The sequence below is a fragment of the Aquipuribacter hungaricus genome (assembly GCF_037860755.1).
Classification (GTDB): domain Bacteria; phylum Actinomycetota; class Actinomycetes; order Actinomycetales; family JBBAYJ01; genus Aquipuribacter; species Aquipuribacter hungaricus.
In genome coordinates this window covers 1-14722 of sequence record NZ_JBBEOI010000082.1, presented here as the reverse complement: position 1 = coordinate 14722, position 14722 = coordinate 1, and the positions used below count along the sequence as shown (strand labels likewise).

Here is a 14722-nt window from a genome sequence, read left to right as displayed (position 1 = left end):
AGCTGCTCGGGCTGGCCCACGGCCTGCTCGGCGCGACCAGCGAGCGCGGGCTGGCCGCGGGGCTCGCCGCCCTGCTGCCCCGCACGGACGTGCGCCGCGCGTACGTCGGCCGCACCAGCCACGGCACCGTCCGCCTGCTGCACGCGCAGGACGGCCGCGACGGGGTCCTGGTCGACCGGCAGCCCTACCGTCCCGAGCAGCTGCTGCCCGCCGGGCACCGCGCCGCCCTGGGCACCGGGACCCTCGTGGTCCACCTGCTCACCGACGGCGAGGAGGAGACCGGCGTCCTCGTCCACGACGTCGCACCGGGGGACCGGTGGACCGGGCAGGCGCTGCAGCAGGGGCTGTCCGCCGCGCTGGCGAGCCTGGCCCGCACCGACGCCCTCACCGAGCACGCCGTGGGGCTCGAGCGGCTCGTGGCCGCCCGGACCGCGGAGCTGGAGGAGGCCAACGCGCGGCTGCGCGCGGCCCTGCTCGTCGACGGCCTCACCGGCCTGCAGAACCGGACGTCGTTCGACGCCGCGCTGGCCCGGGCCTGGGAGGAGCACCGGGCGACGGGGCGCCCGGTGAGCATGCTCATGTGCGACGTCGACCGCTTCAAGCTCTACAACGACGTCGCCGGGCACCTGGCGGGCGACGCCTGCCTGCGCGCCGTCGCCGGCTGCCTGTCCGAGGCGGTCCGCGGCGGGCACGACGCCGTCTCGCGCGTCGGCGGCGAGGAGTTCGCGGTGCTGCTGCCCGGCACCGACGTCCAGGGCGCCCGCGCCGTCGCCGACCGGGTGCTCGACAGGCTGCGCGCGGCCGGCCTGCCCCACCCGGGCGGGGGCGACGGGGCCACGGTCTCGCTCAGCATCGGCTACGCCGGCAGCGCCCTGCCGGGTCCCCTCGCGGACGCGCTCGCCCTGGTCGGGGAGGCCGACCGGGCGCTGTACCGCGCCAAGGCGGGCGGGCGCGACCGCGCCGAGGGCCCCCGCCCGCCGGCCCGCCGGTCCAGCAAGGGTCGGTGACGCGGGGTCGTTGACGCTCGCCGGTGCGCACTCCTATGCTCATAACGCTACCCAGGCTGCTCATCTGAGCACCCGTGGACAGGTGGCCGCAGCCCACGGAGGACGACGGTGAGCCCAGCAGCATCGACGCACGGCCGGCAGCACCAGGGGGCGCACCGGTGAGCCCCGCCCTGTCGCAGGCCACCGTCGCCTCCCTCGACCCCGCCGTCCCGGTCCCCGGCTACGACCGCGGCGCGCTGCGGGTCGGCATCGTCCACCTGGGGGTCGGCGGCTTCCACCGCGCGCACCAGGCGGCCTACCTCGACGACCTCATGGCCCGGGGTCTCGGCACGGACTGGGCGCTGTGCGGGGTGGGCGTCCTGCCCCACGACCGCCGGATCATCGAGACCCTCCAGCGCCAGGACGGCCTCTACACCCTCGTCGTCAAGCACCCCGACGGCCGCCGGGAACCGCGGGTGGTCGGCTCGGTGGTGAGGGCGCTGCTCGCCCCGGACGACCCGCAGGCCGTCCTGGGCCAGATGGCCGACCCCGCCGTCCGCATCGTCTCCCTGACGATCACCGAGGGCGGCTACCTGGTCAACCAGGTGACGGGGGAGTTCGACGCCGGGTCGCCCGCCATCGCCGCCGACCTGGTCCCCGGCGCGGTGCCGAGCACCGCGTTCGGCTACGTCGTCGCCGCGCTCGCGCGCCGCCGCGCTGAGGGGACGCCGCCGTTCACGGTGCTGTCCTGCGACAACATCCCCGGCAACGGCGACGTGGCCCGGCGGATGATGGCCGCCTTCGCCCGGCTCCTGGACCCCGAGCTGGCCGACTGGATGCTCGCCGAGGTCTCGTTCCCCAGCTCGATGGTCGACCGCATCACCCCGGTCACGGTCCCCGACGACGTCCAGCAGCTCACGGACAGCACCGGCATCGAGGACGGCTGGCCGGTGGTGTGCGAGCCGTTCGCCCAGTGGGTCGTCGAGGACGAGTTCTCCTCCGGCCGGCCGCCGCTCGAGGAGGTCGGCGTCCAGCTGGTGCACGACGTCGAGCCGTACGAGCTCATGAAGCTCCGCCTGCTCAACGTCGGCCACCAGGCCATCGCCTACCTGGGGCACCTGGCCGGCTACCGCTACGCCCACGAGGCCGCCTCGGACCCGCTGTTCCGGCGGTTCCTGCTCGGCTACATGGAGCGCGAGGGCAGCCCCACGCTGCCCGAGGTGCCGGGGGTGGACCTGGACGCCTACCGCCACGGCCTGGTCGACCGTTTCGCCAACCCCGAGGTCCGGGACACCCTCGCCAGGCTCGCCGCCGAGAGCTCGGACCGGATCCCCACCTGGCTCGTGCCGGTCGTCGCGGAGAACCTGCGGACCGGGGGAGAGGTCGGGCACAGTGCGCTCGTCATCGCCTCGTGGGCCCGCTACGCCGAGGGGGTCGACGAGCAGGGCCACCCCATCGAGGTGGTGGACCGGCTCAAGGAGCAGGTCATGGCCGCGGCCGCGCGCCACGACGAGGACCCCCTGGCGCTGCTGCGCGACCGCGACCTGTTCGGCGACCTCGTCGACGACCCCCGCTTCACCGAGGCCTACGCCGGCGCGCTCGCGTCGCTGCGGGCGCACGGTGCCCGGGCGACGCTGGAGGCGCTCGTCGGCCCCGCCTGAGGGCGCCCGCCGCGACCAGCCTGCCCCCGGGGGCCGGCTGGTCGTCGGCGACCCCTCGTGGCGCGGAGCCGCAGGTCAGGGGCATCACGGACAGGTCTCGAGCTGCTCGCGGCCCTTGACAGCACCCGGGCCGCGTCCTAGGAATGGCCTGCACATCTGAGCGGACAGAGGGCTCAGGAGAGCGGTGGAACGGCACCCGAGCGACGGCACCGGCCAGCGGGCCGGGCCCCCGACCGAAAGAAGGAACACGCATGGCAGCACGTCGACGTGCAGGCACTGCCTCCCTGATCGTGGCCGGTCTCACCGTGGCGCTGGCGGGCTGCGCCGGGGCCGGCGGCGGCAGCTCCGACGGCGGCGCCGCCGCGGGCGGGGACGCCAGCGGGGACAGCGCCGGGGGTGGCGGCGAGGTCTCCGTCATCATGGTGAACAACCCGCAGATGGAAGACCTGCAGACCCTCACCGAGGAGAACTTCACCGCCGAGACCGGCATCACGGTGAACTTCACGGTGCTGCCGGAGAACGACGTCCGCGACAGCATCGCCACGGACTTCTCGGCCCAGGCGGGCCAGTACGACGTGGCCACCATCTCCAACTACGAGGTGCCGTTCTTCTCCTCCAACGGCTGGCTGGCCAACCTGGACAGCTACGTCGAGGAGGACGCCGAGTTCGACCAGGGCGACATCCTCGAGCCCATCGCCGACGGGCTGCGCGGCGAGGACGGCTCGCTGTACGCGCAGCCGTTCTACGGCGAGTCCTCGTTCCTCATGTACCGCGCCGACGTCTTCGAGGAGGCCGGCCTGGTCATGCCCGAGAACCCCACCTGGGACGAGGTGGCCGCGCTGGCCGAGCAGGCCGACGGCGTCCGTCCCGGCATGGACGGCATCTGCCTGCGCGGGCAGTCCGGCTGGGGCCAGGTCTTCGCCCCGCTCACCACCGTGGTCAACACCTTCGGCGGCACCTGGTTCGACGAGAACTTCGACGCCCAGGTCAACTCCCCGGAGTTCGTCGAGGCCACCCAGTTCTACGTCGACCTGGTCACCGCCCACGGCGAGCCCGGGGCGGCCAACGCCGGCTTCACCGAGTGCCTCAACGCCATGACCCAGGGCGGCGTGGCCATGTGGTACGACGCGACCTCCGCGGCCGGCTCGCTGGAGGCCGACGGCTCGCCGGTGCAGGGGCTCATGGGCTACGCCCCCGCCCCCGTCAAGGAGACCGACTCCTCGGGCTGGCTGTACAGCTGGGCCTGGGGCGTCCAGGAGTCCTCCACCAACAAGGACGCCGCGTGGGAGTTCATCTCCTGGGCGTCCTCGCAGGAGTACGAGGAGCTCGTCGCCGAGGAGCTCGGCTGGGCCCGCGTGCCGGCCGGCAAGCGCGCCTCGACCTACGAGAACCCCGAGTACCAGGAGGCCGCCGCCGCCTTCTACGAGCAGACGCAGCAGGCCATCACCTCGGCCGACCCGCTGGACCCGGGCGTGCAGCCGCGCCCCGCGCCCGGCATCCAGTTCGTCGCCATCCCGGAGTTCGCGGGCATGGCCACGGAGGTCTCTCTCGGGGTGAGCGCCGCCATCGCGGGGCAGACCACGGTCCAGGAGGCGCTGGACAACGGCCAGCAGCTCGCCCAGGAAGCCGGCGAGGCGAACAAGGAGTAGCCAGCACGGGGCAGCGGCCGCGGCCGCTGCCCCGCCGGGGGCGCCCCACCTCCTCCGGCCACGTCGCACCACCGACGCCGGCGTCCCCCACGGGCGCCGGCGTCGGGGACCCGCCACGAAGGAGTGCCCATGAGCCCGACCGAGGCCACACCCGTCCACGCCCCCGACCTCACCCCGCGCCAGCGGACCACCTACGAGCAGCCGCAGGGCGCGGCGGCCCGCAGCCGGCGCGAGGCCAGGCGCCGACGCCTGCCCCTGCTGCCCGCGATGGTCCTCGTCGTCGTGGCCACCCAGCTGCCGTTCCTCGTCACCATCATCGTGTCGTTCATGGACTGGAACGCGCTGCGCCCGGACCAGCGGGGCTTCGCCGGCCTGGACAACTACGTCTCCGTCTTCACCAACGCCTCGACCCGGTCGGCGGTGTGGACGACGATCGTGCTCACGGTCGTCGTCGTCGGCGTCAGCCTGGTCCTCGGCACGCTGATCGCCCTGCTGCTGGACCGGAAGTTCCTGGGCCGGGGCGCCGTGCGCACGATGATGATCGCGCCGTTCCTCGTGGTCCCCGTCGCCGCGGCGCTGCTGTGGAAGCACGCCCTGCTCAACCCGTCGTTCGGCCTGTTCAACGGGGTGCTCACCTGGGTCTGGAGCCTGTTCGGCTCCAGCAGCCCGCCCCAGGTCGCCTGGCTGCAGGAGTACCCGCTGCTGGCCGTCGAGATGTCCCTCATCTGGCAGTGGACGCCGTTCATGATGCTCATCGTCCTGGCGGGGCTGCAGTCCAAGCCGCTGGACGTCGTCGAGGCGGCCCGGATGGACGGCGCCGGCGCGCTGCAGATCTTCCGGTACCTGACCTTCCCGCACCTGCGCCGCTACCTGGAGCTCGGCGGCCTGCTGGGCAGCATCTACATCGTCCAGAACTTCGACGCGGTGTTCATCATGACCGCCGGGGCGCTGGGGACGGCCAACCTGCCCTACACGATCTACGCCACGTTCTTCCAGCGGCAGGACTACGGCCTGGCGTCCGCCCAGGGCGTCGTGGTTGTCATCGGCACGATCATCATCGCCACGTTCGCCCTGCGCGTCGTGTCGTCCCTGTTCGACGAGGAGAACGCCCGATGAGCACCGTCAGCGAACCCACGTCGACCTCGCGCAACCCCGCCGTCGCCGCGACCTCGTTCAAGCGGCCCCGCCGGCGCAGCGGCGTCGAGCAGAAGGGCAGCCCGCTGTGGGGCGTCCTCGCCTGGGTCGTCGGGCTGCTGTTCGTCACCCCGGTGCTGTGGATGCTCCTCACCTCGTTCCACTCCGAGGTGGACGCGGCCACCAACCCGCCGTCGCTGTTCGCGCCGCTCACCCTGGACGCCTACCGCAACTTCTTCGGCATCACCGGGGGCGGCAACCCCTGGCCGCCGCTCATCAACTCCGCCACCGCGTCGGTCGGCTCGACCGTCCTGGTGCTGCTGCTGGCGATCCCCGCCGCCTATGCGCTGTCGATCAAGCCGGTGAAGAAGTGGACCGACGTCCTCTTCTTCCTGCTGTCCACCAAGTTCCTGCCGATCGTCGCCGGCCTGCTGCCGCTGTTCCTCTTCGCGCGGACCACGGGCCTGCTCGACAACATCACGCTGCTCACGCTGCTCTACACGACCATGAACCTGCCGATCGCGATCTGGATGATGCGCTCGTTCCTGGCCGAGGTGCCGGTGGAGATGCTCGAGGCCGCCCAGCTCGACGGCGCCGGGCTCGTCACGATCCTGCGACGGGTGGTCGCGCCGGTCGCCCTGCCCGGCATCGCCGCCACCGCGCTCATCTGCTTCATCTTCAGCTGGAACGAGCTGCTGCTGGCGCGCACGCTCACCTCGGTCGTGGCCGGGACGGCCCCGGTGTACCTCACCGGGTTCGCCACCAGCCAGGGCCTGTTCCTCGCCCAGGTGTGCGCCGCGGCGTTCGTCATCTCCCTGCCCGTGCTCGTCGCGGGCTTCGCCGCGCAGGACAAGCTCGTCCAGGGGCTGTCGCTCGGCGCCGTCAAGTGAGCTCCCTCCCGGCGACGATGCGGGCCAGCGTGCTGCTGGGGGCGGGTCACGTCGAGGTCCAGGAGCGCCCGGTGCCCGCGGTGCCGCCCGGCGAGGTGCTGGTCCAGGTCGCCTCCGTCGGGGTGTGCGGCTCCGACGTCCACTACTGGCGGCACATGCGGATCGGGGACTACGTCGTCGACGCCCCGCTCGTGCTCGGGCACGAGGTGTCGGGCCGGGTCGTCGCCGTGGGGGAGGGCGTCGACGCGGACCGGGTCGGCGGGCGCGTCGGGGTCGAGCCGCAGCGGCCGTGCCTGGCCTGCGGGCAGTGCCTCGCCGGCCGCTACAACCTGTGCCCGCGGATGCGGTTCTTCGCCACCCCGCCGGTCGACGGGGCGTTCGTGGAGTACGTCGCGGTGCCCGCCGTGTTCGCCCACCCCCTGCCCGACGAGCTCTCCGACGACGCCGGGGCGCTGCTCGAGCCGCTGTCGGTGGGGATCGCGGCGGTCCGCAAGGCCGGCACGGTGCCCGGGGACCGGGTGCTCGTGGCGGGGGCGGGACCGATCGGCGTCATCGTCGCGCAGGTCGCCCGGGCGTTCGGGGCCGCGGAGGTCGTCGTCTCCGACCCGGTGCGCGAGCGCCGCGAGGCGGCGCTGCGCGCCGGGGCCACCTCGGTGCTCGACCCCGCGGCCGAGGAGGTCGCGGGGCTCGGCGTGGACGCCTTCGTCGACTGCAGCGGGGTGGCGGCCGCGGTGGTGGCCGGCATCGGGGCGCTGCGCCCGGCCGGCCGGGCCGTGGTCGTCGGCCTGGGCGACGCCGACATGGTGCTTCCCGTGGCGACGATCCAGGACCGCGAGCTCACCCTCACCGGGATCTTCCGCTACACCGGGACCTGGCCGCTCGCGGCGCACCTCGTCGCCTCCGGGCAGGTGGACCTCGACCGGCTCGTCACCGGCCGGTACGGCTTGGACGACGTCGGTGCCGCCCTGGACGCCGACCGCGACCCTGCCTCCCTCAAGGTGGTCGTCGAGCCGGGCCGCTAGCTCGCGGAGCCCGTGGCCGCCGGGCCGTGACACGATCGGAGGCCTGTCCAGCGCAGCACCCCGTCCTGTCCCAGGAGGCGCATGATGACCGCACAGCCCGTCGCCGGGCACGCCAAGACGGTGCTGGCCGCCTCCATCGCCCGCCGGTACTACATCGACGGCCGGTCCAAGAGCGAGATCGCCGACGAGTTCCGGATCAGCCGGTTCAAGGTCGCGCGGCTGCTCGACGACAGCCGGGCCAGCGGCCTGGTCCGCATCGAGATCGGCCACCCCGGCGCGACGGTCGCCGTGGGGCTGTCCGCGGAGCTGCAGGACGCCTTCTCCCTCACCCACGCCATCGTCGTCGACACCCCCGACGAGCACCCGGGCGCGCTCATGCAGAAGGTGGGCCGCGCGGCGGCGGAGCTGCTGGAGGAGATCGTCACCCCCGACGACGTCCTCGGCCTCGGCTGGGCCCGCTCGCTGCTGGCGATGAACTCCGCCCTGACGCAGCTCGCGCCCTGCGCGGTCGTCCAGCTCACGGGGGCGCTGTCGCGCCCGGATGTCGACGACAGCTCCATCGACCTGGTCCGCGACGTGGCCCGGCTCGGCGGCGGGACCGCGTACTACTACCACTACCCGATGATCGTCCCCGACGCCCAGACCGCCACCGTGCTGCGGGCGCAGCCCGAGGTCGCCCGCGCCTTCGAGCAGTTCCGGTCCGTCACCAAGGCCGTCGTCGGGCTGGGGAGCTGGGAGCCGCCGTACTCCACGGTCTACGACGCGCTGTCGGAGCAGGAGCGGCAGGAGCTGCGCGCCCTCGGTGTCCGGGCCGACGTGTCCGGGGTGCTCCTGGACGGCGACGGGGCGGAGGTCGACGCGCCGCTGGCCCAGCGGATGATCTGCGTCCGGCACGCGGACCTGCGCGCGGTCCCGGAGGTGATCGGCGTCGTCTACGGCACCGAGAAGGTGGAGGCGGCGCAGGCGGCGGTCCGGGGAGGGTGCGTCGACAGCATCGTCACCCACAGCAGCGTCGCCCGGGCGCTGCTCGCCCGGGCGTGACCCCGGGCGCGGCCTCCGGCGGGGAGGTACTCCGGGGCGGCACGTCCAACGACGGCCTCGTGGTGAGGGTCGACGGCACCGTGCGCCGGCCCCAGACGCGGGCCAGCCCCGCGGTGCACGCGCTGCTGCGGCACCTCCAGGACCAGGGCTTCGACGGCGCCCCGCGGTACCTGGGCGAGGACGAGCAGGGCCGCGAGGTGCTCAGCTACGTCGAGGGCGACGTGCCGACGGCGCCGTTCCCCGCGTGGGCGGCCTCGGACGAGGTGCTCGTCGGCGTCGTGGACCTGCTGCGCCGCTACCACCGCGCCGTCGCCGGCTTCGACCCCGCGGGCCGCGTCTGGGGCTCCGAGGTGCCGCCGGCCTACCGCGGGGGGCTCGTCGGGCACAACGACCTCAGCCCGGACAACGTCGTGCTCCGCGACGGCCGGGCGGTCGCGCTCATCGACTTCGACCTGGCCAGCCCCGGCTCGGCGCTGTGGGACCTGGCGCTGCTGGTCCGCCTCTGGGTGCCGCTGCGCGACCCGGACGACGTGCCCGACGCCCGGTCGGGGCGGGCCCTCGAGCGGCTCAGGCTCGCGGCCGACGCCTACGGGCTCCCGGCCGCGGACCGCGCGAGGCTGGTGCAGGCCGCCCGCGAGAGCCACGGCTGGTGCTACGGCATCGTCCGGGCGGGCGCCGAGCGGGGCCAGGCCGGGTACGCCCGGTACTGGACCCCCCGGGCCCAGGAGCACGACCAGCGCGGGCGGCGCTGGCTGGCGGCGTCCGAGGGTGCGCTCGAGCGGGCCCTCGGGACGGACCGGACCGGTGCGGGTCCTGAGGGTGCCGTGCGGTCAGCCGACGGGCGCGGCTGAGCCCTGCGGGGTGGCGTCGACCGGTGCGTCGACCGGTGCGGTCACCGGGGCGGTGGCGACCGGGGCCGCGGGACCGCCCGCGCGCCGGTCGAGCAGGTACGAGACGGTGAGCACGCCGAGGCCGAGGACACCCAGCCCCGCGCCGACCAGGGCGGGCGACGTCCAGCCGAAGCCCGCGGCGACGACCGCGCCGCCCAGGAAGGCCCCCAGCGCGTTGCCCGCGTTGAGCGCCGCGTGGTTGCCGGCCGCGGCGAGCGACTGCGCGTCCCCGGCGACGTCCATGAGCCGGGTCTGCAGGGCCGGGATCGTCGAGGAGCCCGTCATCCCGATGACGAACACCGTGACGGCGGCGCCGACGACGGTGTGCACCGTGACGGAGAATGCGGCCAGCGCCAGGGCCGAGGCGGTCATGCCGAGGAACAGCGTCCCCATCACCGACCGGTCGGCGAGCCGGCCGCCCAGCTCGGTGCCCACCGTCATGCCGACGCCGAACAGGGCCAGGGCGGCGGGCACGGCGGCGGTGCGGAAGCCCGCCACCTCCACCAGCGTCGGGGTGATGTAGCTGTAGACGGCGAAGAACCCGCCGAAGCCGACCGACCCGACGGCCAGGGTGAGCCACACCTGCGGGCGGCGCAGGGCCCCCAGCTCGCGTCGGGGCGACGCGCCGTCCAGCGCGGCGACGGGCGGGACGCAGCGGCTGATGGCGACCAGCGCGAGCCCCGACACCAGCACGACGGCGGCGTACGTGCTGCGCCAGCCGAGCTGCTGCCCGAGCACCGTCGCCAGGGGCACGCCGACGACGTTGGACACCGTGAGCCCGAGCATGACCCGGGCCACGGCCCGGGCACGCCGGTCGGGCGTGACGAGGGAGGCCGCGACCACCGCGGCGATGCCGAAGTACGCGCCGTGGGGCAGGCCGCTGAGGAAGCGGGCGACGAGGAGCGCCGGGAAGGACGGCGCCACGGCGGACAGGGCGTTGCCGACGAGCACCGCGGACACCAGCGCCAGCAGGAGCATCCGCCGCGGCAGCCGCGCGCCGAGGGCGGCCAGGGTCGGTGCGCCGACCACGACGCCGACCGCGTAGGCGGAGACCAGGTGGCCCCCCTCCGGCACGGTCGCACCGAGGTCGCGCGCCATCTCCGGGAGCACCCCCATGGTGGCGAACTCCGTGGTGCCGATGCCGAAGCCGCCGAGGGCGAGGGCCGCGAGGGCCGGCCACACGGGGGCCGCGGTACGAGCCGAGCTCGGGGCGGCGGTCGTCGGGGCGGTGCCGGTCGGGCGGTGCTGGGTCACAGGTGGGTCCTCGCAGGGCTCGGGCGTCCGCACCACCGGACGGTGGCGCGCGTGCGTGGCCCCGGTGCCCGTGCCGCACGGCTGTCCCCGGGCCGAACCGCGACGGTGCGCGGGTTGTTCCGGCTCGTCCCCGCGCCGGCCGGCTCGTCCCGGTGCCGGACCGCCTCCCGTGCCGTTGCGCCGGACGGGTGGCCCGCCCCTGCCGAGGACCTGCGAGCGCACCGCAGAGCGCGACGGTCGGTGGCAGGCTGTGCACCGAGGGTCGGTGCGGGAGGCGCCACCCCGCCACCAGCACCGCTCCCCGGTGCCGGCACCAGGAGGCCAGGACCGTGGACGAGCTCCAGCTGCCGTGCGAGCCGACCTCCCCCCGGGCGGCGCGCCGCTGGCTCCGGGCGCTGGTGGAGCACCACGACGCCGACGCCGGCGACACCCTGGAGCTGCTGCTCACCGAGGTGGTGACCAACGTCGTGGTCCACGCCGGCACCCCGAGCACCCTCCGCTTCTTCGACGTCGGGCCGGTGCTCTGCGTCGAGGTCGAGGACGGGTCCGTCCAGCCGCCCTACCGCGCCCGGCCGAGCCGGGCGTCGGACGAGAACGGACGGGGGGTCGAGCTCCTCAACTCCCTGTCGGTGTTCTGGGGGTGCCGCCGGGTCCCCGGGGGGAAGGTCGTGTGGTTCTGCGTCCCCACGACCCCCGCCGCCGTCTCGTCGGGGACGGCCCAGGCGCTGCGCTGGGCCGGCTGAGGCCCGTCCGCCTCAGACGTCGCCCAGCCACGCCGCGGCGCCCGGGTCGGCGACCAGGCGTCGGCCGGCCAGCGGCTGCGTCTCGCGGGAGTCGCCCTCGGGGAACACCTCGCGGAACCGCTCGATCCCGGCCGCGCTCACCGTCTGCGTGCCGACGACGAACCACTGCACGCCCTCGGTGTAGGGCGCGGTGGTCAGCGAGCCGGCGTAGCGGACCGCGGACAGCCGCCGGGGCAGCATGGCGCGCAGGTCGACGTCGGTGACCGGCACCGGGTCCTCGCACTCGTCGGGCAGCACCGACAGCAGGCGGTCCGCCTCGCCCTCGGACCCCTCCTGCAGCAGCACCGCGAGGACCAGCAGCCGCCCGTCGGCGCTGCTGTGGACCAGGTGCTGCTCCATGGGCGTGCGGACCCCGTCGACCGAGTGCTCGGACGGGGTGTGGAAGTGGGTCTGGAGCAGGTCGTAGCGGACGTCGTCGACGACCACCCAGCCGGCGCCCGGCTCGACGCCGGCCTGCTCGGTCTCCTCGACGTCGCGGACCAGGCAGCCGTCGGGGGAGCCCGCGTCGCGGGTGACGTAGGCGAGGCTGACCTGCGCGTGGTGGTCGTAGCGCACGTGCAGCGGGGGCAGGCGGCGCCCGCGCACCAGGTCGCGGGTGCGGATGTCGACGGGGCTCTGCTGCGGGGCCCCGGAGGCGGTGGCGGACGTGCCGCCCAGCGTGGCGGCGCCGAGCGCGGCGGCCAGCGGGACGGTCAGGACGGAGCGGCGGGACGGGTGCACGGCGGCCTCAATCTGTGCGCACGGGAGTGCTGGGAGCGCACACACTACGCCGGTGGTTGCAGGTGGCAACCATCTGCAGGCCGAGGTCGCGACGGGCTCAAGACGGGGCCCGCCGGGCCGATACGTCCCTCGACAGCACTACGAGAGGACGTGGCAGTGACCAGCGCGCACCAGGTGATCGAGGGCGGCATCCGCTCGGTCTTCCAGCCCATCGTCGACCTCGACACCGGGCTCGTCGTGGCCTACGAGGCGCTGGCGCGAGGACCCCGCGGGAGCAGCCTCGAGCGCCCCGACCTGCTCTTCGCCGTGGCCCGGGCGGAGGGCGTGCTGGCGGAGCTCGACGAGGCCTGCCGGGCCGCGGCCTTCCGCGGGGCGATCGAGGTCGGGCTGCTCGCCCCCCTCACCCTGTTCGTCAACGTCGAGCCCGAGGTCCTGGACAGCGCCCCCCTGGACGACCTGCTCGCCCTGGCCGAGGGTGCCCCCGGGCACCTGCAGGTGGTCGTGGAGATCACCGAGCGCGCGCTGGCCAACCGGCCGGCGGAGCTGCTGCGCACCGTGGACCGCGTCCGCGAGCTCGGCTGGGGCGTCGCGCTGGACGACGTGGGCGCGGAGTCGCTGTCGCTGGCGTTCATGCCGCTGCTGCGACCGGACGTCGTCAAGCTCGACCTCAGCCTGGTCCAGGAGCGGCCCGGCCCCGCGGTCGCCCAGATCATGAACGCCGTCAACGCCTACGCCGAGTCCACCGGCGCCCGCCTGCTCGCGGAGGGCATCGAGGACGAGCACCACCTGAGGACCGCCCGCGCGCTCGGCGCGCAGCTGGGCCAGGGCTGGATGTTCGGGCGGCCCCAGCCCGGACCCGCCGAGGGCTACGGCACCGGCAGCCTCGAGCTGCCCGCGCCCGCGTCCGGCCACGACCCGGGGGCGACCTCCCCCTTCGCGCTGCTGCCCGTGGGCACGGTGCTCCGCCGCTCGCCGAAGGCGCTGCTCATCGAGGTGAGCAAGCAGCTGGAGCGGGAGGCCATGCGGCTGGGCGAGACCGCCGTCGTCGCCTCCACCTTCCAGGAGGCCCGCCACTTCACGCCCGCGACCACGGGCCGCTACCGGGACCTCGTGGACCGGGTCGGCTTCGTGTGCGCGGTCGGGGAGGACCTGCCCGACGAGCCCGTCCCCGGCCTGCGGGGTGCCTCGCTGGCGCCGACCGACCCGGTCCGCGGCGAGTGGGACGTCGTCGTGCTGGCCCCGCACTTCAGCGCCGCGCTGCTCGCGCGGGACCTCGGGGACACCGGTCCCGACGCGGACCGGATGTTCGAGTACGCGCTCACCTACTCCCGGGGGACCGTCGTGGCCGCCGCCCAGGCGCTGCTGTCCCGGGTCGCCCCGCGCACCACCGCCAGCCTGCGCCCCCAGGCCGGCGTCGCCGGCCCGACCGGCCCGACCAGCCCGGCCGGCTCCCCGACGACCGCGCAGCCCGGGTCCGCGCAGCCCGCGGCCCTGCGGACCACGCCGACCGGCGAGGCGCTGCTCCACCGCGCCCTCGCGGCGACCACGAGCGGCGTGACCATCGCCGACATGCGCCGCCCCGACCAGCCGCTCATCTACGTCAACCAGGCCTTCGAGGACCTGTCCGGCTTCCGCGCCGAGGAGGTGCTGGGCCGCAACTGCCGCTTCCTCCAGGGCGCGGACACCGACGCCGCCGTGCTCGACGAGATCCGCTCGGCGATCCGCGGTCGCCGGGAGTGGCGCGGCACCCTGCTCAACCACCGCGGGGCCGACCGGGAGCCGTGGTGGAACGAGATCTACCTGGCCCCCGTGCTCGACGGCGACGGCCGGCTGCTGCAGTACATCGGCGTCCAGAACGACGTCACCGCCCGGGTCGACGCCGAGCGCGCCCTCGCGCAGGAGCGGGACCGGACCAAGAGCTACCTCGCCCGGATCGAGCAGCTGGCCTGGACGGACCCCCTCACCGGGCTCGCCAACCGGCGCCGCGTCGAGGAGCGCGTCGAGACCGCGCTGTGGGACGCCCGGGCCGGCGGGCACAGCCTGGCCCTGCTGTTCCTCGACCTCGACGGCTTCAAGGCCGTCAACGACGACCTCGGCCACGCGGCCGGCGACGAGCTGCTCGTCGCGGTCGCCCAGCGGCTGCGGCAGCACGTCCGCCGCACCGACCTCATCGCCCGCCTCGGCGGGGACGAGTTCCTCGTCGCGCTGCCCGGGCTCGACCCGGCGGCCGGCCGCGCCGAGGTCGAGAGGGTCGGCGACCACCTGGCCGCGCAGGTCCGCCAGCCGGTCCTGCTCACCGGGCCCACGGACGGCGGCACGGCCGGCGGGCAGAGCGAGGTCCAGGTCGTCACCAGCATCGGCGTCAGCGTCTACCCCGGCGACGGCGAGACCTTCGGCGAGCTGCTCCACCACGCCGACCAGGCGATGTACGTGACCAAGCAGGCGCACCGGGCCGGCGCGCCGAGGTAGGCCCCGGCGCGCCGGCGGGACGCCCCCTGCAGGGCCCCGACGCCCCGGACGCCCGCCGTTCACCTCGCGTCCACCGGCGCCCCCTACGGTCCCGGCGTGGCGAGCGCCCCGGCCCCGACGTCGGTCCTGCAGCGGGGCGGACCGCCGGCGCCCGACGGCACCGGCCCTGCGCCGGGCCGGTCGGCCGGGCGGGGGAGAGGGGC

12 protein-coding genes are annotated in these 14722 nt (G+C 75.1%); 10 read left to right on the top strand and 2 right to left on the bottom strand.

Annotated features, from left to right (window positions below):
- The 8 genes from WCS02_RS10395 to WCS02_RS10360 all read left to right on the top strand — a co-directional run.
- On the top strand, nucleotides 1-1007 hold a 1007-nt coding region (locus tag WCS02_RS10395; RefSeq protein WP_340292771.1), incomplete at its 5' end, for a diguanylate cyclase.
- A 158-nt stretch (nucleotides 1008-1165) separates the two neighbouring features.
- Nucleotides 1166-2647, top strand: coding sequence for a mannitol dehydrogenase family protein (locus WCS02_RS10390; RefSeq protein ID WP_340292769.1), 1482 nt, complete (start codon nucleotides 1166-1168; stop codon nucleotides 2645-2647).
- A 251-nt stretch (nucleotides 2648-2898) separates the two neighbouring features.
- Complete coding sequence (locus tag WCS02_RS10385) at nucleotides 2899-4296, top strand: ABC transporter substrate-binding protein (protein ID WP_340292767.1); 1398 nt, start codon at nucleotides 2899-2901, stop codon at nucleotides 4294-4296.
- A gap of 129 nt (nucleotides 4297-4425) precedes the next feature.
- The gene (locus WCS02_RS10380; protein ID WP_340292765.1) at nucleotides 4426-5412 is read left to right on the top strand and encodes a carbohydrate ABC transporter permease; all 987 of its coding nucleotides are present in this window, start codon (nucleotides 4426-4428) and stop codon (nucleotides 5410-5412) included.
- Nucleotides 5409-6320, top strand: a complete 912-nt coding sequence (locus tag WCS02_RS10375) for a carbohydrate ABC transporter permease (RefSeq protein WP_340292763.1) — start codon at nucleotides 5409-5411, stop codon at nucleotides 6318-6320. The genes WCS02_RS10380 and WCS02_RS10375 overlap by 4 nt, the downstream gene beginning before the upstream one ends.
- Before the next feature lie 17 nt (nucleotides 6321-6337).
- Nucleotides 6338-7342, top strand: coding sequence for an NAD(P)-dependent alcohol dehydrogenase (locus WCS02_RS10370; RefSeq protein ID WP_340292773.1), 1005 nt, complete (start codon nucleotides 6338-6340; stop codon nucleotides 7340-7342).
- 84 nt (nucleotides 7343-7426) lie between these two features.
- Nucleotides 7427-8383: a sugar-binding transcriptional regulator gene (locus tag WCS02_RS10365; protein WP_340292761.1), complete on the top strand. Its 957-nt coding sequence runs from the start codon at nucleotides 7427-7429 to the stop codon at nucleotides 8381-8383.
- Complete coding sequence (locus WCS02_RS10360) at nucleotides 8380-9234, top strand: phosphotransferase (RefSeq protein ID WP_340292759.1); 855 nt, start codon at nucleotides 8380-8382, stop codon at nucleotides 9232-9234. Before WCS02_RS10365 ends, WCS02_RS10360 begins: the two co-directional genes overlap by 4 nt.
- Here WCS02_RS10360 and WCS02_RS10355 read toward each other — a convergent pair.
- Nucleotides 9214-10527 carry an MFS transporter gene (locus WCS02_RS10355; RefSeq protein WP_340292757.1) on the bottom strand — a complete coding sequence of 438 codons (1314 nt, stop codon included), beginning with the start codon at nucleotides 10525-10527 and terminating at the stop codon, nucleotides 9214-9216. The genes WCS02_RS10360 and WCS02_RS10355 overlap by 21 nt on opposite strands.
- Nucleotides 10528-10856: 329 nt before the next feature.
- On the opposite strand from WCS02_RS10355, the gene WCS02_RS10350 reads away from it, so the two are divergent.
- Complete coding sequence (locus WCS02_RS10350) at nucleotides 10857-11270, top strand: ATP-binding protein (protein WP_340292755.1); 414 nt, start codon at nucleotides 10857-10859, stop codon at nucleotides 11268-11270.
- A gap of 12 nt (nucleotides 11271-11282) precedes the next feature.
- On the opposite strand, the gene WCS02_RS10345 is transcribed toward WCS02_RS10350, so the two are convergent.
- A complete protein-coding gene (locus tag WCS02_RS10345) occupies nucleotides 11283-12050 on the bottom strand; it encodes a carbonic anhydrase family protein (protein ID WP_340292753.1) in 768 nt (255 codons plus the stop codon).
- 156 nt (nucleotides 12051-12206) lie between these two features.
- Between WCS02_RS10345 and WCS02_RS10340 the strand changes: the two genes are divergently transcribed.
- On the top strand, nucleotides 12207-14519 hold the full coding sequence (locus tag WCS02_RS10340) for a diguanylate cyclase domain-containing protein (protein WP_340292750.1): 2313 nt from the start codon (nucleotides 12207-12209) through the stop codon (nucleotides 14517-14519).
- Nucleotides 14520-14722: the final 203 nt, after the last annotated feature.

What these genes read in the sequence shown, in the direction of transcription:
- WCS02_RS10370 (WP_340292773.1), top strand. Translation starts at nt 6,338, where the DNA reads ATGCGGGCCAGCGTGCTGCTGGGGGCGGGTCACGTCGAGGTCCAGGAG.
- WCS02_RS10380 (WP_340292765.1), top strand. Translation starts at nt 4,426, where the DNA reads ATGAGCCCGACCGAGGCCACACCCGTCCACGCCCCCGACCTCACCCCG.
- WCS02_RS10385 (WP_340292767.1), top strand. Translation starts at nt 2,899, where the DNA reads ATGGCAGCACGTCGACGTGCAGGCACTGCCTCCCTGATCGTGGCCGGT.
- WCS02_RS10375 (WP_340292763.1), top strand. Translation starts at nt 5,409, where the DNA reads ATGAGCACCGTCAGCGAACCCACGTCGACCTCGCGCAACCCCGCCGTC.
- WCS02_RS10365 (WP_340292761.1), top strand. Translation starts at nt 7,427, where the DNA reads ATGACCGCACAGCCCGTCGCCGGGCACGCCAAGACGGTGCTGGCCGCC.